The sequence below is a fragment of the Novosphingobium sp. SG720 genome (genome assembly GCF_012275365.1).
GTDB classification, from domain to species: domain Bacteria; phylum Pseudomonadota; class Alphaproteobacteria; order Sphingomonadales; family Sphingomonadaceae; genus Novosphingobium; species Novosphingobium rhizosphaerae.
The window spans coordinates 757,863-774,149 of sequence record NZ_JAAZQN010000001.1 but is presented as its reverse complement, the minus strand read 5'-3'; the positions used below and the strand labels follow the sequence as shown (position 1 = coordinate 774,149).

General features: G+C 65.8%; 14 protein-coding genes. 11 read left to right on the top strand and 3 right to left on the bottom strand.

Annotation, left to right across the window (positions count from 1 at the left end):
- Positions 1-22 precede the first annotated feature (22 nt).
- Positions 23-1,342 (top strand): cyclopropane-fatty-acyl-phospholipid synthase family protein, encoded by a 1,320-nt coding sequence (locus FHW94_RS03550; protein ID WP_168555444.1) that lies wholly within the window; start codon positions 23-25, stop codon positions 1,340-1,342.
- Here the strand turns inward: FHW94_RS03550 and FHW94_RS03545 are convergent.
- Both FHW94_RS03545 and FHW94_RS03540 read right to left on the bottom strand, forming a co-directional pair.
- Positions 1,300-3,372, bottom strand: coding sequence for a S46 family peptidase (locus tag FHW94_RS03545; RefSeq protein WP_246865867.1), 2,073 nt, complete (start codon positions 3,370-3,372; stop codon positions 1,300-1,302). The genes FHW94_RS03550 and FHW94_RS03545 overlap by 43 nt on opposite strands.
- A 706-nt stretch (positions 3,373-4,078) precedes the next feature.
- On the bottom strand, positions 4,079-6,397 hold the full coding sequence (locus FHW94_RS03540) for a TonB-dependent receptor (RefSeq protein WP_246865982.1): 2,319 nt from the start codon (positions 6,395-6,397) through the stop codon (positions 4,079-4,081).
- A gap of 300 nt (positions 6,398-6,697) precedes the next feature.
- Here FHW94_RS03540 and FHW94_RS03535 point away from each other — a divergent pair, with 300 nt between their 5' ends.
- From FHW94_RS03535 to FHW94_RS03505, 7 genes are all read left to right on the top strand, one after another.
- Entirely contained in the window at positions 6,698-7,384 is a 687-nt protein-coding gene (locus FHW94_RS03535; protein WP_168554370.1) for a DUF2490 domain-containing protein, read from the top strand.
- 249 nt (positions 7,385-7,633) lie between these two features.
- Positions 7,634-8,947, top strand: coding sequence for an adenylosuccinate lyase (purB, locus tag FHW94_RS03530; protein ID WP_168554369.1), 1,314 nt, complete (start codon positions 7,634-7,636; stop codon positions 8,945-8,947).
- Between the two features lie 86 nt (positions 8,948-9,033).
- On the top strand, positions 9,034-9,351 hold the full coding sequence (locus FHW94_RS03525; protein WP_179504402.1) for a LapA family protein: 318 nt from the start codon (positions 9,034-9,036) through the stop codon (positions 9,349-9,351).
- On the top strand, positions 9,348-10,031 hold the full coding sequence (pyrF, locus tag FHW94_RS03520; protein ID WP_168554368.1) for an orotidine-5'-phosphate decarboxylase: 684 nt from the start codon (positions 9,348-9,350) through the stop codon (positions 10,029-10,031). The genes FHW94_RS03525 and pyrF overlap by 4 nt, the downstream gene beginning before the upstream one ends.
- A gap of 44 nt (positions 10,032-10,075) precedes the next feature.
- Positions 10,076-10,558, top strand: coding sequence for a GNAT family N-acetyltransferase (locus FHW94_RS03515; protein WP_349237430.1), 483 nt, complete (start codon positions 10,076-10,078; stop codon positions 10,556-10,558).
- A gap of 81 nt (positions 10,559-10,639) precedes the next feature.
- A complete protein-coding gene (locus FHW94_RS03510; RefSeq protein ID WP_168554366.1) occupies positions 10,640-11,401 on the top strand; it encodes an SIMPL domain-containing protein in 762 nt (253 codons plus the stop codon).
- A gap of 23 nt (positions 11,402-11,424) precedes the next feature.
- Positions 11,425-12,072, top strand: a complete 648-nt coding sequence (locus FHW94_RS03505; RefSeq protein ID WP_168554365.1) for a phosphoribosylanthranilate isomerase — start codon at positions 11,425-11,427, stop codon at positions 12,070-12,072.
- Between the two features lie 160 nt (positions 12,073-12,232).
- Here the strand turns inward: FHW94_RS03505 and FHW94_RS03500 are convergent, their stop codons facing one another.
- The gene (locus FHW94_RS03500) at positions 12,233-12,694 is read right to left on the bottom strand and encodes an outer membrane beta-barrel protein (protein WP_168554364.1); all 462 of its coding nucleotides are present in this window, start codon (positions 12,692-12,694) and stop codon (positions 12,233-12,235) included.
- Between the two features lie 434 nt (positions 12,695-13,128).
- On the opposite strand from FHW94_RS03500, the gene trpB reads away from it, so the two are divergent.
- From trpB to accD, 3 genes are all read left to right on the top strand, one after another.
- The gene (trpB, locus tag FHW94_RS03495; RefSeq protein ID WP_168554363.1) at positions 13,129-14,364 is read left to right on the top strand and encodes a tryptophan synthase subunit beta; all 1,236 of its coding nucleotides are present in this window, start codon (positions 13,129-13,131) and stop codon (positions 14,362-14,364) included.
- Positions 14,365-14,586: 222 nt separating this feature from the next.
- Complete coding sequence (trpA, locus tag FHW94_RS03490) at positions 14,587-15,387, top strand: tryptophan synthase subunit alpha (protein WP_168555441.1); 801 nt, start codon at positions 14,587-14,589, stop codon at positions 15,385-15,387.
- Complete coding sequence (accD, locus tag FHW94_RS03485) at positions 15,384-16,232, top strand: acetyl-CoA carboxylase, carboxyltransferase subunit beta (protein WP_168554362.1); 849 nt, start codon at positions 15,384-15,386, stop codon at positions 16,230-16,232. The genes trpA and accD overlap by 4 nt, the downstream gene beginning before the upstream one ends.
- The last annotated feature ends 55 nt before the right edge of the window (positions 16,233-16,287 follow it).

Here is a 16,287-nt window from a genome sequence, read left to right as displayed (position 1 = left end):
CGGAGCTTTATTCACGATGTCCATGTTGATCCTGGGTCCGGTGCTCAAACGCCTGATCCGCCACGGTACCTTGACAGTAATCGAAGCAGATGGCCGCAGCCGGGTGTTTGGCGTGGCCCAGGAAGGCTGGCCCAATCTTACCCTGCGCCTGATGGACAAGAAGGTCCCGGGCTATCTGGCCCGCAACCCCAGCCTGGGCCTGGGCGAGGCCTTCATGGATGATCGCGTCCGCATCGAGGGCGGCGACATCATGGATTTCATCAGCTTCGTGCGCGCCAACAACCCGTGGGAACGCGCCGGAGACATCGACAATCCCGGCCCCTTGCGCAAGCTGTGGCTCAACATCGCCGGCCGGATCGACCAGTTGAACGCGCGCAACGCCTCGCGCCGCAACGTGGCCCATCATTACGATCTGGATGATCGCCTCTACGATCTGTTTCTCGATCCGCTGCGCCAGTATTCCTGCGCCTATTGGGGCGAAGGGGTGACCACGCTGGAAGAAGCCCAGCACGCCAAGGTGGAACATATCGCCGCCAAGCTGGCACTGCGCCCAGGCCTGCGCGTGCTCGATATCGGGTGCGGCTGGGGTGGCCTGGCGATCCAGTTGCACAAGCTGACCGGCGCGAGCGTGCACGGCATCACCCTGTCCAAGGAACAGCTTGCCTATGCCCAGGACTGGGCGCGGCGCGAAGGGGTGGACGGCGACGTTACCTTCAGCCTGACCGACTATCGCGACGTGACCGATACGTATGATCGCATCGTCTCGGTGGGCATGTTCGAGCATGTCGGCGTGCCCAACTTCAGCGCCTATTTCCGTCAGTGCCACAATATCCTGGGCGAAGACGGGGTGATGCTGATGCACACCATCGGCCGCGTCGGCCCGCCCAGCGTGACCGACGATTTCACGCGCAAGTATATCTTCCCGGGCGGCTATATCCCGGCAATGAGCGAGACGGTGGCGGCGGTCGAACCCAACCGCCTGATGATCACCGACGTGGAAGTGCTGCGCCGCCACTATGCGCCCACGCTGCGCGCCTGGTACGATCGCTGCGTGGCCAACAAGGACAAGATCGAGGCGCTGTTCGATGCGCGCTTCTATCGCATGTGGCTATTCTACCTGGCCGGTGCCGCCACCGCGTTTGAACATGCCGATATGGTGAATTTCCAGTTCCAACTGGTGCGCCATCGCGACACGCTGCCCCTCACCCGCGACTATATCGGCCGGGAAGAGAACGGGCTGCGCGCGCGGCGGTTGGCCGCCGCCGGCGCCGAGGCTGGCGCCGACGGGGCCAAGGTGTTTCACTTCGACGCCAGTTCGCGCACCAACGCGGGCGCCGGATAGATCGTTTCCAACGCTTGTTGCACGGCGGCGGTGCTGACCACCACGGTGCGGTTTACGTCACCCTGGTACCCATAGTTCCCACCCAGCGAATGGATGTTTCCGTCAAAGGCGGCGCCGATCACGGCGCCGTCCTTGTCGACCACCGGTGAGCCGGAATTGCCACCGATGATATCGTTGGTGGTCACGAAATCGAACGGCGTGGCCTTGGCGATCTGTGCCTCGTGCGCGGTAAAGCCCTTGGCAAGCAGGAACGGCTGCGCGCCGGTGGCGCGGTCGAACGCGCCGCCGATGGTCGTCACCGGCGCCACGTCGGCCCCGCGTTCCTTCCATCCCGCCACTTTGCCATAGCTGATGCGCAGCGTGAACGTGGCATCGGGATAGAGCGTCGCGCCATAGGCGGCAAAGCGCGCATCGGCGAGCTTGGCCCCGGCCGCCACCAGCGGCCCTTGGTATTGCGCGTCCACTGCCTTTTGCAGTTCGCGCTGGCGCGGCTCCAGGTTGCGGGCATAGACGATCAGCGGATCGGTGCTGGCGGCAATCGCGGCCGCGCCCCCTTCCCACAGTGCCTTGCGAACGGCGGGATCGGCCAGCTTCGTTCCCGAAACCAGCCGTTCCGCCAGGCCTTCGGGGCTTTCCTTGCCCAGCATCAGGCGCGTGTCGGGATCGTCGGCGCCCAGGTATTCGCGCGCCTTGGACAGGCTCCACTCCAGCTCAAGCTGTTCGAGCCAGGGGTAGGTCGGCTTGGCGTCGAGCACTTGCTTTTCCAGCAGCGGTAGCGCGCTGTCGGTGTAGCCGGGCAGGCGCTCGCCATTGGGCTTGCCCCGCTCGATCGCGGCTTTCACCAGCGTTTCAGCATAGCCGTAAAGGTCGCCCATCGGCTGGGTAAAGCGATAGGCGGCGTAGATGTTGCGATAGGCGGCCACCGCCTGCCCCACTTGCGTCCAGGGATCGCCGATCGCGGCATTGCCGGCCACCTTGGCTTTCAGCGTCGCCTCGTTATCGGCCAGCATCTTCAGGAAGGCGGGGTCGTTGAGCGCCTTCTGCCGCCCGATATAAACCTTGAGCGCGTTTTCAAAACCGAACAGGCTGTCTCCGCCCTCGCGCTTGCGCTCGGGGCTCTGCTCCATCGCGGTGATCAGCCGGCCGCGCAATTCGGACAGCACCGTGTTGGTGATCGGCAGCGAAACCTCGCGCTGGAACGCGATCTGGTCCATCGTGAACAGCCGCTGGGTAGAGCCGGGATTGCCCACCACGAACGTCGCCTCGCCCGGCTGGGGCGCCCGCGCGCTCCATTTCAGGTGCGCGGCCACTTTCACCGGCTTGCCGTTTTCATAGGCGCGCAGGAACGCGGCATCGAGGGCATAGCGCGGATAGTTGAAATTGTCGGGATCGCCGCCAAAGAACGCCGCCTGGAATTCGGGCGCCCACACGAGCCGCACGTCGGAATACTTGCGATAGGTATAAAGCTTGTATTGCCCGCCGCCGAACAGCGTTACCACCTGGCAACGCGTGGTGGCCGTGTCCTTGCACCCGGCCTTCTCGATCTCGGCAATCTTGGCGTCGCGCGCCTTGACCAGCGCTTCACCCGCCAGCGTGCCGATCGCGCCTTTCACCGCGGCGGTCACGTCGGTGATGACCGTTACCACTTCGGCCTGCTGCCCCGGGCACTTGCGCTCATCCTCGCGCCGGGCAGCAATGAAGCCGTTCGCGACCAGGTCTTCCTTGTCGCTCGACAGGTTCTGCGCGCAATCGACCACGCAGTGGTGGTTGGTGAGGATCAGCCCCTCGGCCGAAACGAAGCTGGCCGAACAACCCCCCGTCAGCCGCACGGCCGAGGCACGCACGCGGTCGAGCCAGGCCTGGTCGGGCGCCCAGCCATAATCCTGCTTCATCCGCGCGGCGGGAAAGGCATCGAACGTCCACATCCCTTCGTCGGCCCGGGCGGGGGCGGCAAGTGCCAGGGGTGTGGCCAGCATGGCGCCGGCGAGCATGGCACGGCGCAGGCGCAAAAGCGCGGGATAAGGCAGCATGGGGGCATCCTCTTGCAAGGCTTTTCGGATGGCCATGGGGTGCCATGGACCACGCCTCGCTGCAAACCGAAACAGATGCAGCAATCGGAAAAACCGAGCGTTGCCAATCGGTCCGAAACCGAGCGATTGCGGCAGCGCGGCAACCACCGAAAAGCAGTGTAATTTTTGGCAACACAAACGCGCCTGCCCGCCCAAACCGCCCAATGTCGGTCGAAACCCAAGGCATTGCGGGATGACTTCGCCGCCCGCTTCTGGCCCTGCTCTACAGGTCTTCACTTAGCAGGGGGTGTAAGGGAAGCGACATTGGCATCGATGGAACAAGGCCGGGAGCAGGCGGATTGGCCATAGCTCCGGAGGGTTGCCACAGGCTGGGGAAGTCGTGGCATCTGCTATCCGTCGGGCGGTGTCGCCGCCCGACCCGCCCACCCACGCGCCCAGCCCTTGCGGCATGGCGCGGCTTTTCCTGCCCGATCCATCGGCCACTGTTTCACGCTCTTTGCCCCCTGCCTTGCGGGGAGAAATGTGCGCCGATGCCGGGACGCGGTGTGCCGACGGGAAGGTGCCCCTCCACCACCGGCAATGCCGGCGGTCCCCCTCCCCACCGCTGTGCGGCAGGGAGGATCAGGGGAACTACTCCTCCCCATTCCTGATGGGGAGGTGGCAGGCCGCAAGCCTGGCGGAGGGCAAGGCGCGCCGCCGTACCCCCTCACTGCCAGGCGCGGAACGTCACGCCCAGGGTGCGGGGATCGCTTGGCGTGCCCAGGATCAAGCCGGAATTGCCCGCCTGGATCGTCAGGTTCTGGATATAGTCCGCATTGAACAGGTTGCGCGCAAACACCCCCAGTTCCACGCCGGGCCCGCCATCGCGGCGGCTGCGCCACGCGAGGCTGGCGTTGGTCAGCGCATAACCGTCGATCATGGTATAGCGCGAGAGCGAGGGATCGCCGTTATAGCTGGTGCGCCAGGCGGTGTCGCTGTGCAGCACCCATTCGCCCCGCGCCATGGGCAGGCGATAGTCCAGGCCCAGCGTCTCGGTCCAGCGCGACAGACCGGTCAGCGTCTTGCCGGTGAGGTCGCACGCCGTGGTGGCCGCCGTCTGCACTTCCAGCGGGCACGGCCCCTTGGGATAATCGGTATAGCGGCCATCGGCATAGGCCAGGGCGCCGGTCAGCGTCAGCCCGCCCCAGTGCAGCGCGGCATCGGCTTCCACCCCCTGCACGCGCACCCGTGGAATGTTGGAAAGATAGCCGCGCAGGGCCACGGTCTGGCTGGAATCGACGATCGTCGCCTGGAAATCGCGCACCGTGGTGCGATAGGCCGCCAGGTTGAGCGTCAGGCGGTGGTCCCACCACTGGCTCTTGATCCCGCCTTCCCACGTCACGTTGCGTTCGGGGCGGATCACCGCCGTGGCCAGCACCGGCTGGTTGGCACTGTCGAGCGGCAGGCCCGACATGTTGATCCCGCCCGACTTGAACCCCTGGGCATAGCCGGCATAGGCCATGATCGAGGGGGTCACCTGCCAGGCCAGGTTGGCCCGTCCCGAAAGGCTCGCATCGCTGTTGCGCGCGGTATAGGATTGGGGCCGCAGCACCGAAAGCTGCGCGGCGATCAGCGCGGCGTTGCTGGTCGCCGGCCCGCCGAACACGGTGGTGGCATATTGGCCGTTCTTGTCTTCCCAGGTCTGGCGCAGGCCGCCGGTCAGCGTCACGCGCGGAAGTACTTTCCAGTTCGCCTCGGCAAAGGCGGCATAGCTGCTGACGGCATAGCGCGTGTTGCCAGTCTGGCCATAGCCGTCGAGCAGGTTGGCGGGGATCGCCGTGCCGTTGCTTGTGGTCGTGCCCAGCAGCCACGGCGCGCCATAGGAACCATAGATCGAGATCGGGTGCCCGGTGATGACCTGGCGGAAATAATAGAGCCCGGCCACATAGCTGAGGCGATGATCGCCGTTGGATGCCAGGCGCAGTTCCTGGCTGATCTGATCCTGGCGCGAGGGGATGTGCTGCGTGGTCTGGATCTGCAGGCCGGTATAGTCGCGATCGTTGGCCGCGTCCCAGTTCCAGAAGCGCCAGGCACTGACCGACGTGAGCGTGGCGGCGCCCAGGTTCCAGTCCAGCGTTGCGGCAACGCCCCCTTCGTTGGTGTTCACCCCCAGCGCAGCGTCGATATCGGTCAATCGGTCATAAGGATTGGTGCTGGGCGGGGCATAGTGGGCAGCGGCGGCGAGCGCGGCATATTGGCGCGAGGCGCTGCGCTGGCTGGTGCCAACGCGCAGGTAAACCTGGGTGCAGCATTCGCCGCCAAAGCGGGCATAATCGGCCACCAACCGAAGCCGCATGCTGGCCGAAGGCGTGAACAGCAGCTGGCCACGCAAGGCCTGGTTGTCCACGCTGTTCTGGTCTGCGCCGGTGCGTACATTGTGGATCACCCCGTCACGCCGCGTAAGCAGGCCCGCGACACGATAGGCCAGCACATCGTCCACCAGCGGCCCGGTCGCCATGGCCCGCGCCTGCACATAACGGCGCTCGCCCAGGCTGACTTCCTCGCTGGCGGCCGGCGTGAAGGACGGCAGGCGCGACGTGATGGAAATCGCCCCGGCTGTGGTGTTCTTGCCGAACAGCGTGCCTTGCGGGCCGCGCAGCACTTCCACCCGCTCGATATCGGAAAAGTCGAACGCCGCCGTCGCCGGGCGGGCGTGGTACACGCCGTCGACATAAAAGCCCACGCCCGGCTCCAGCCCGTCGTTGGCCTGGCTCACCGCCACGACGCTCGATCCCAGGCCGCGAATGGTAAAGGCCGTGTTGCGCGGATTGGCTGAGGAATAAGCAAGCGCAGGCACCAGCGTGGTCAGCGCCTGGGTGTTGACCGCCAGCGACCGATCGAGCCACGCGCCGCCCACCACGCTCAACGCCGCAGGAACGCGCTGCGCCGGTTCGGGCCGTTGGCGCGCCGTCACGACGATATCGTTGGCCGGCCCGGGCAAAGGTTGCGGATCGGCAGCCGAATCCGCCCGCGCCCCGTCCGGCATAACCAGGAGTGCCGCCAGGGCGAGCCCGGCCGGCGCCACTTTGCACAAGTGGCGTTTCGTCGCTGAATTCATGGATCTATTGCCCCTGGATACTGCACCGCGGCCAAGCCGCAGTGTCATATTTTGTCACCCCAGGCTATATTTCACGAAACACAGCATAGCGCAAGGATCATCCCAAACCCCCGAAAATGCGGCGCCCCTCGCCATCAATTCCGTCTATTTTGCGTCAATCCTTTGTCACGAATGTGTCATCAAAACGTCATAGGGGCGGCCAACAGCCCTGAACGGACACTTCGCCTCATGCGTATCCTGCCTTGCATTTTCGGCGCCGCCCTGGCCGCTACCTGTATGCTTGCCCCCGGCGCCGCCCGCGCAGACACCGACACGCAGGGCTGGGGCGGATTGACCGTCACCGCCAAGGCCGGGCCCCACTGGCGCGTGTCCAACGAAACCATCTTGCGCACCGGCAACACGCGCGGGTTCTACGAACTCGAAGACAATTTCATGGTCGGCTACAAGCTGGACAAGACCTTCACCGTGTGGCTCGGCTACACCCACGATCCCAACTACTTGCACGGCGATTTCGCGGTGATGGAGCGTCGTTTCCGCCAGCAGGTCTCGTTCGACAATTTCGCCCACCTGGGCCCGGTGCGGTTCAACGGCCGCATGCGTCTGGAACAACGCTGGCGCGACAACATGCCCGGCACCGGCTGGCGCCTGCGCCCGTTCATCAAGGCCAGCCTGCCGGTGGCCAAAGACAGCAAGGTCATGATCGTGGCCAGCCACGAAAGCTTTATCGACCTGAACAAGACCATCTTCCAGACCGTCAACGGCGAGGAACGCATGCGCAATTTCATCGGCGTCAATGCGCCGATCACCAAGACGCTATCGGTCGAAGCCGGCTATCTCAACCAGCACGGCATCCGCCCCGGCAAGCTCGACAGCAGCGACCACGTCGCCTCCGTGGCGCTCACTCTCGCGCTGTAATTTCCGCGCGATTCGACGCTTCGACCGGCTGGCGCCTCTTTCCCCGGCTGCCCCGATCGTTCGTCGATCCCCGTGCAGCCGCCGGCGGCGCGCACGGGGCCGGCCCGCCTTGCCATGCCGAACCGGGGGGAACGGCGTGGCAGGGCGGGCCGATCCGGCACGCTGGCGCCCCTGCCCCTTGCCTTAACGGCCGCACGCCCGTAGCGGGCGGGCGAGCACCAGCAAACCTGTCAACTCCGGAGTCGAACCATGGTCCCCCGTTATGCCCGCCCCGCGATGACCGCGATCTGGGAACCCGAAGCGCGCTATCGCATCTGGTTCGAGATCGAGGCCCATGCCACGCAGAAGCTGGGTGACCTGGGCGTGGTGCCGCAAAGCGGCGCCAAGGCGCTGTGGGACTGGTGGGCGACCAACCCCACGATCGACGTGGCCGCGATCGACGCGATCGAAGCGGTGACCAAGCACGACGTGATCGCCTTCCTCGACTGGGTGGCGCAGCAGGTTGGCCCCGAGGCGCGCTTCATGCACCAGGGCATGACCAGCTCCGACGTGCTCGACACCACGCTGGCGGTGCAGCTGGCCCGCGCCGCCGATATCCTGCTGGATGACATCGACGCCCTGCTCGCCGCGATCAAGCGCCGGGCGACAGAGCACAAGTATACCCCGACCATCGGCCGCAGCCACGGCATCCATGCCGAACCGACCACCTTCGGCAAGAAGCTGGCCGAGGCCTATGCCGAATTTTCGCGCTGCCGCACGCGCCTGGTCAATGCCCGGGCCGAAATCGCCACGTGCGCCATTTCCGGCGCAGTGGGCACCTTTGCCAACATCGATCCGGCCGTGGAAGAATACGTGGCCGAAAAGCTGGGCCTGAGCGTCGAGCCGGTGTCCACCCAGGTGATCCCGCGCGATCGCCACGCCATGTTCTTTGCCACGCTGGGCGTGATCGCCAGCTCGATCGAGCGCCTGGCCACCGAAGTGCGCCACCTGCAGCGCACCGAAGTGCTCGAAGCGGAAGAATACTTCTCGCCGGGGCAAAAGGGTTCGTCCGCCATGCCGCACAAGCGCAACCCGGTGCTGACCGAAAACCTCACCGGCCTTGCCCGCGTGGTGCGTTCGGCCGTGACCCCGGCGCTGGAAAACGTGGCGCTGTGGCACGAGCGCGATATCTCGCACTCGTCGGTGGAACGCTTCATCGGCCCCGACGCCACGATCACGCTCGATTTCGCCCTCGCCCGCCTGACTTCGGTGGTGGACAAGCTGGTGGTTTATCCCGAGCGGATGCAGAAGAACCTCGATCGCATGGGCGGCCTGGTCCACTCACAGCGCGTGCTGCTGGCCCTGACCCAGGCCGGCGTGACGCGCGACGAGGCCTATCGCCTGGTGCAGCGCAACGCCATGAAGGTGTGGGAATCCGACGGCCAGCTTTCGCTGCTCGAACTGCTCAAGGCCGACGAGGACGTGACCAAGGCCCTGACCGCGCAGCAGATCGAGGAAAAGTTCAACCTCGACTATCACTTCAAGGCTGTGGATACGATCTTCGCCCGCGTGTTCGGCGAATAATGCAAGTGCTGGCGCTTCGTTTACAATCTGCCTAATGTCCGCCACCCGTGCATGGGGCACGGCAGGTTGAAGGTGAAGCGCCACACATGAAGCAGATCCGCATCGTCTTGTGGCTCGCCCTCGTTGCGGCCTTTGCCGCTTTCATCGTGATGAACGCGGAAACCGCGCGGGTGAATTTCTGGCCCTATGGCGCCGGGTATCTGCATTTCGACTGGCCGGTGGGATTTGTCGCGCTGGTCTTTTTCCTGGCCGGGTTCCTGCCGCCTTGGGCGGCGGGCCGCCTGCGCCGCTGGCGCCTCAAGCGCCGCATCGCCACTCTGGAGTCGAGCCTGGTGAGCCAGGCCGGCACCTATCCCGCCACCGATGCCGCCATTGATGCGGCCCAGCCGGACATCCACCCGTGAGCAACCCGATCTATCTTGCCGTCGATCTTCCCCGCCTCGATGCCGCAGTGGCGCTGGGGCAAAAGGTGAAAGGGCACGTCGGCGGGTTGAAGCTGGGTCTGGAATTCTTTTGCGCGCATGGTCACCACGGCGTCCTGGAAATGGCCAAGATCGGGTTGCCGATCTTCCTCGACCTGAAACTGCACGACATTCCCAACACGGTCGCGGCCGCGATGCAGTCGATCCATGTGCTGCAGCCCGCGATCGTCACCATCCACGCCGCTGGCGGGCGGGCGATGATGGAAGACGCCAAGGCGGCGGCCGGCGAAGCGTGCAAGGTGGTGGCCGTAACCGTGCTGACCAGCCTGGACGATGCCGACGTGGCCCGCACCGGCATTGCCGGCACCCCGCACGACCAGGTGCTGCGCCTGACCGACCTTGCCCAGGAAGCGGGCCTCGATGGCATCGTCTGTTCGGGCCACGAAGTGGGCGAAGTCCACCGCCGCTGGAAGAATGGCTATTTCGTTGTGCCCGGCCTGCGCCCGGCCGAAGGCAAGGGCGCCGCACTGGGCGACCAGAAGCGTGCCATGACGCCGCGCGCCGCCCGCGATGCCGGCGCATCGTGCCTGGTGATCGGCCGCCCGATCAGCCGCGCCGAAGACCCGGTGGCCGCCGCCCGCGCCATCGAAGCCACGCTGTAAGCACCATGCCGACCGCTGTGGAGCCAAAGTTCAGGCTGGCCACCTTGGCTGACCTGCCCGCGCTGCGCACCTTGGTGGAACGTGCCTATCGCGGCGACACCGCGCGCCAGGGCTGGACACACGAGGCCGATCTGCTCGATGACGAACGCACGTCGGACGCAGAACTCGCCGCCGCGCTTGCCGCCGCCGACAAGCGCGTGATCGTGGCCGAAGCCGGGGATGGCGCACTGGTGGGCACGGTCACACTGGTGGGCTTGCCCGGCAGCAAGGCCTATCTCGGCATGCTCTGCGTTGATCCCGATGTGCAGGCCGGGGGCCTGGGGCGGGCGCTGCTGGCGCAGTGCGATGCCATGGCCAAGACGGAACTGGGCGCCCGCGCCATCGAAATGACCGTAATCGACCGCCGCCCTGAACTGATCGCCTGGTACGAGCGCCGCGGCTATGTCCGCACCGGCGAAACCCGCCCGTTCCCCGGCACCATGGCGGTCGATTTTGCCATGGTCGTGCTGGAACGCCCGCTTACCTGAACGGTTTCCCCTGCAACGGTTCAGCGCGCCGCAAGCTCGCTTCGGCCATGCCTGAACCGTAACAAACGGAGACCGTCCCCGATGAAGCGCCTGATCCTTGCCGCCAGCATTGCCGCCCTGCCGCTGGCCGCGCTTGCCGTTCCCGCCCATGCCCAAGCGGTGCAGACCGCCCCGGTCGTCAGCCCCGGCGCTACCGTCCTGACCGTCCAGGCGGAAGGCCGCACCACGCGCGTGCCCGATCTGGCGGTGTTCTCCGCCGGCGTCACCAGCGAAGGCAAGACGGCGAGCGAAGCGCTGGCCGCCAATGCCCGCGCGATGAATGCCACGCTGTCCGCGCTCAAGGCCAGCGGCGTGGCCGCGCGTGACATGCAGACCAGCAATCTTTCGGTCAGCCCGGTCTATGGCCAGCAAAAGCGCCTGCCCGACGGCAGCACCGAAGGCGATCCGGTGATCGTGGGCTATCGCGCCACCAACCAGGTGCAGGTCAAGCAGCGCGACCTTGCCCGCTATGGCCAGGTGATCGACACGCTGGTGAAAGCCGGCGCCAACGAAGTGAACGGCCCGAGCTTCCAGCTCGACAAGCCCGACGTGGCCCAGGACGAAGCGCGAGTCGACGCGGTGAGCAAGGCCCGCGCCCGCGCCGAACTCTATGCCCGCGCTGCCGGCCTCAAGGTGGTACGCATTCTGACCATCAGCGAAACCGGCGGCTGGTCGCCCCAGCCGCCGATGCTCTATGCCCGCGCCGACAAGATGATGATGAGCGCCGCACCAAGCCCGGTTGCCGCCGGCGAACTGGACGTGAGCGCATCGGTCACCATCACGTTCGAGCTTGCACCGCAGTAAGCAAGCCGCCACATGGGCTGGTCATGCCAGCCCCTGCTATCAAGATCTGCGGAATCAACACGAGTGCCGCGCTCGACGCCACGCTTGCCGCGCGCGCCGAATACGCCGGCCTCGTGTTCTTCCCCCCTTCGCCCCGGCACGTATCGGTGCGCGATGCCGCCACGCTTGGCGCCCGCAACGCCGGGCGTGCGCGCCTGGTCGGGCTGTTCGTGAACGCCGATGACGCCACGATTGCCGAGGCCGTGCGCGCCGCCCGGCTGGACGTGCTGCAACTCCACGGCGCGGAAACGCCCGAACGCGCCGCCCAGCTCAAGGCGCAGTTTGGCTTGCCGGTGTGGAAGGCGCTGTCCATCGCCGCCCCTGCCGACGTTGCCGCCGCCACCCGCTATGCCGGCGCGGCCGATCTGCTGCTGTTCGATGCCAAGGCGCCCAAGGGCGCTGCCATTCCCGGTGGCCTGGGCCTGGTGTTCGACTGGACCTTGCTCAAAACCTATCGCGGCGCCACCGCCTGGGGCCTGGCCGGGGGTCTTTCACCCGATAACGTTGCCGATGCGGTGCGCCAGACCGGCGCCGAACTGGTCGATGTCTCGTCCGGCGTGGAAAGCGCGCCCGGGGTCAAGGACGAAAGCCGCATCCAGGCCTTCTGCCGCGCCGCGCGTTCGGCTAATTGAAGGTCCGGCTTTGCCGGATATGCGGCACCGGCCCTCTCCCCCACCCGACCTCCCATAGGGTACTATCGTTGGGAGGTCGGGTGGGAGAGCGGGCCGGTGCCGCAACGAAAAAGGGCGACGCTCGCGCGCCGCCCTTTTCCCGCTGTTCGGATCGGTGCGATCAGAACTTCAAGCCCACGCCGGCGGTCACCGCGTCGCGGTTGCCCAGGCCTTCGTCGGCGATGTAGTGGCGGTATTCCACCTTGCCGTAGAACTTCTGCAGGAACGACTTCTGCACGCCGGCGCCGAAGTTCCATGCGCCGCCGCAGTCAGAGCACGGCGTGGTGGCATAGCCGCCCACGGCATAGAGCTTGGTGCCGGCCAGGTTGGCACCCAGGCGACCCGAAACGCCAACCGAAACGCGCTTGGCATAGCTGTTCAGGATCTTGTCGGCCGACACTTCGACGCCACCGAATGCGGCAGGGCCAAGGTCATAGTCGTAACCGGCAGCGACACCAGCCGTGGCATCGGTGCTGTCGTGATTCCACAGCACGCCGCTGTGCGCTTCGACGCGGACCTCGTTGGCCATAGCCGGGGCAGCTGCAGCCAGGGTACCGGCGAGCGCGAGAAGAACGAGACGCATAATAAACCTCCTTGCATTCAAGCCGCCGTTTTGCGCGGCGGTCGAGTGGGCAAGTAGTCCGCGCCTCAATCCTCAACAAGTCAGAAAAATGACATTTCTGACTCTAACATAGTACACATGGCATTTTTGCCACAGTTTCTGTCATTTGTGAAAGGATTCTTCTTTTCTGAACAAATAGACAGAAAGTATCGTTGCAGTATTTGAAAACACAAAAAGGCGGCCCCATTACAGGACCGCCTTCACGACGTTGCAAAACGCTCTCTAACGCCGGCACATTACGCCAGGATGAACGCGCAATGGTGCAAATTGCGGAAATGGAATTGCATAAATCCGAAGCGTGAACCGGGCACGTCGCGCGGGGGCCCATGGCCCGCAACCGCCCGTTGGGCCATGAATCTGGACAAGCGCCGCGCCCTCTGCCAATCGGCTGGACCATGACTGTCCAGAACCCGAACAGCTTCCGCAATCAGCCCGACGAGCGTGGCCACTTCGGCCAGTTCGGGGGCCGCTATGTTGCCGAAACGCTGATGCCGCTGATCCTCGATCTCGAGACGGAATACCGCAAGGCCAAGGCCGATGCGGCGTTCCAGGCCGAGTTCGACGATCTGCTCGAACACTATGTCGGCCGGCCGAGCCCGCTCTATTTCGCGCCCCGGCTGACCGAGGAACTGGCCAAGAGCGCGCCGGAAGGCAAGGGTGCCCAGGTCTGGTTCAAGCGCGACGAGTTGAACCACACCGGCGCGCACAAGATCAACAACTGCATCGGCCAGATCCTGCTGGCCATGCGCATGGGCAAGACGCGGATCATCGCGGAAACCGGCGCCGGGCAGCACGGCGTGGCCACGGCCACCGTCTGCGCGCGTTTCGGGCTGCCCTGCGTGGTCTACATGGGTGCCACCGACGTGGCGCGCCAGGCGCCCAACGTGTTCCGCATGAAGCTGCTGGGCGCGCAAGTGGTGCCGGTCACCTCGGGCGCGGGCACGCTCAAGGATGCGATGAACGAAGCGCTGCGTGACTGGGTCGCCAATGTGCACGACACGTTCTACATCATCGGCACCGCCGCGGGCCCGCACCCCTATCCCGAACTGGTGCGCGATTTCCAAAGCGTGATCGGCCGCGAAGCGCGGGCGCAGATGCTCTCGCGCGTCGGCCGCCTGCCCGATGTGCTGGTGGCCGCGATCGGTGGCGGCTCCAACGCCATCGGCCTGTTCCATCCGTTCCTGGATGATCCTTCGGTCAAGATGCTGGGCGTGGAAGCGGCCGGCCACGGGCTGGACAAGGAACACGCGGCCAGCCTTGCCGGGGGGCGCCCTGGCGTGCTCCACGGCAACAAGACCTATCTGTTGCAGGACGAGGATGGCCAGATCACCGAAGGCCATTCGATCAGCGCGGGCCTGGACTATCCCGGCATCGGCCCCGAGCACGCCTGGCTCAAGGACATCGGCCGGGTGGAATACACCTCGGTGACCGATACCGAGGCGCTCGACGGCTTCCAGCTGCTCTGCCGCACCGAAGGGATCATTCCCGCGCTCGAACCCAGCCATGCCATCGCCGCTGTCACCAAGCTGGCGCGGACGTTGGACAAGGATCAGATCATCCTGGCCAACCTGTGCGGGCGTGGCGACAAGGACATCTTCTCCGTCGCCAAGCACCTGGGGGTAGAGCTGTAAGGGCGGAACGCCCTAGCCTCCTCATGCATCGTCACCCGGACTTGATCCGGGGTGACGACGATAAAGGTGCGCCCCTTTGCATCCAGCAGGGAATAACGTAGTGCGCTGCCCGAAAGTGACGAAGACGATGGAAGGTGTTTTGAAAATGCTCTCGCAGGCGTTGGCAGATGCGCGGCTTGCCCCTCTCCCAACCCTCTCCCCCGAAGGGGAGAGGGCTTGACCATGTCCCGCCTTTCATCCGCCTTTGCCAAGGGCCACGCCGCGCTGGTCTGCTTCGTCACCGGCGGGGACCCGACGCCCGAAGCGACACCCGCGATTCTCGATGCGCTGGTGGCTGGCGGGGCCGACGTGATCGAGCTGGGCATGCCGTTCACCGACCCCATGGCCGATGGCCCGGCGATCCAGAATGCCAACTTGCGCGCGCTGGCCGCAGGCACCAAGACCGCGCATATCCTGGCCATCGCCAAGGGTTTTCGCGCCCGTCACCCTGACGTGCCGCTGGTGCTGATGGGCTATGCCAACCCGATGATCACGCGCGGCGCCCAGTGGTTTGCCGATGCCTGCGCCGATGCCGGCGTGGACGGCGTGATCTGCGTCGATATTCCCAGCGAGGAAGACCCGGAACTGGGCCCGGCGCTGCGCGCGCACGGCATTTCGCCCATTCGCCTCGCCACGCCCACCACCGATGCGGCGCGGCTGCCCGCCGTGCTCGATGGTTCGGGCGGGTTCCTCTATTACGTTTCGGTTGCCGGCATCACCGGCAAGCAATCGGCCGCGCTCGCCTCGATCCAAGAGGCGGTGGCGCGGATCAAGCAGACCGCCACGATCCCCGTTGCCGTGGGCTTTGGCGTGCGCACGCCCGAACAGGCCGGTGGCATTGCCGCCGTGGCCGATGGCGTCGTCGTCGGTTCCGCGCTGGTGGATCTCGTGGCCCAACACGGCGCCGATGCCGCCGGCCCGGTGCGTGACCTGGTCGCGGCACTGAGCGCGGCCGTGCACGCGGCGCGAAAGGACATTGCATGAGCTGGATCAACCGCGTTCGCAACGCGCTGCCCTTCACCCCCAAGCGCGATACGCCCGACAACCTGTGGATCAAGTGCCCTTCGTGCAGCGAAATGCTGTTCACCAAGGAGTATGAAGACAACCAGTCGGTCTGCCCGCGCTGCGACCACCATGGCCGCATCGGCGCCGATGCGCGCCTGGCACAGCTGATGGACCCCGGTTTCGTCCTGCTGCCCGCGCCCAAGGTGAAGGAAGACCCGCTCAAGTTCCGCGACACCAAGAAGTATGCTGATCGCATCAAGGCCGCCCGCGCCGCCAACCCGCATCCCGATGCGCTGACCAACGCGGTGGGCCGGATCGAAGGCAAGAAGGCCGTGGTCGGCGTGCAGGAATTCGCGTTCATGGGTGGATCGATGGGCATGGCCGTTGGCAATGCCTTCATCGCCGGCACCGAGCGCGCAATCCGCGAAAAGTGCCCCTATGTCGCCGTGACGGCGGCGGGCGGCGCGCGTATGCAGGAAGGCATCCTGTCGTTGATGCAGATGCCGCGTTCCACCGTGGCGATCAGCCGCCTGCACGCGGCGGGCCTGCCCTATATCGTGGTTCTCACCGATCCGACCACCGGCGGCGTGACCGCCAGCTATGCCATGCTGGGCGACGTGCAGATTGCCGAGCCGGGTGCCCTGATCGGCTTTGCCGGCCAGCGCGTGATCCAGGACACGATCCGCGAAAAGCTGCCCGAAGGCTTCCAGCGCGCGGAATACCTGCACGCCCACGGCATGATCGACATGGTGGTGCACCGCCACAACCTGCGCGCCACCCTGGCTGAAACCATCGATTACCTGATGGCCGCCAAGGCCGCCTGACACGAACGCGCCCCGCCCCCGCGCCCGCGCGGGGGTGGATCGGCGGGAGGGGGTT

What these genes read in the sequence shown, in the direction of transcription:
- FHW94_RS03550 (WP_168555444.1), top strand. Translation starts at nt 23, where the DNA reads ATGTTGATCCTGGGTCCGGTGCTCAAACGCCTGATCCGCCACGGTACC.
- FHW94_RS03545 (WP_246865867.1), bottom strand. Translation starts at nt 3,372, where the DNA reads ATGCTGCCTTATCCCGCGCTTTTGCGCCTGCGCCGTGCCATGCTCGCC.
- FHW94_RS03540 (WP_246865982.1), bottom strand. Translation starts at nt 6,397, where the DNA reads ATGCCGGACGGGGCGCGGGCGGATTCGGCTGCCGATCCGCAACCTTTG.
- FHW94_RS03535 (WP_168554370.1), top strand. Translation starts at nt 6,698, where the DNA reads ATGCGTATCCTGCCTTGCATTTTCGGCGCCGCCCTGGCCGCTACCTGT.
- purB (WP_168554369.1), top strand. Translation starts at nt 7,634, where the DNA reads ATGGTCCCCCGTTATGCCCGCCCCGCGATGACCGCGATCTGGGAACCC.
- FHW94_RS03525 (WP_179504402.1), top strand. Translation starts at nt 9,034, where the DNA reads ATGAAGCAGATCCGCATCGTCTTGTGGCTCGCCCTCGTTGCGGCCTTT.
- FHW94_RS03510 (WP_168554366.1), top strand. Translation starts at nt 10,640, where the DNA reads ATGAAGCGCCTGATCCTTGCCGCCAGCATTGCCGCCCTGCCGCTGGCC.
- FHW94_RS03505 (WP_168554365.1), top strand. Translation starts at nt 11,425, where the DNA reads ATGCCAGCCCCTGCTATCAAGATCTGCGGAATCAACACGAGTGCCGCG.
- FHW94_RS03500 (WP_168554364.1), bottom strand. Translation starts at nt 12,694, where the DNA reads ATGCGTCTCGTTCTTCTCGCGCTCGCCGGTACCCTGGCTGCAGCTGCC.
- trpB (WP_168554363.1), top strand. Translation starts at nt 13,129, where the DNA reads ATGACTGTCCAGAACCCGAACAGCTTCCGCAATCAGCCCGACGAGCGT.
- trpA (WP_168555441.1), top strand. Translation starts at nt 14,587, where the DNA reads ATGTCCCGCCTTTCATCCGCCTTTGCCAAGGGCCACGCCGCGCTGGTC.
- accD (WP_168554362.1), top strand. Translation starts at nt 15,384, where the DNA reads ATGAGCTGGATCAACCGCGTTCGCAACGCGCTGCCCTTCACCCCCAAG.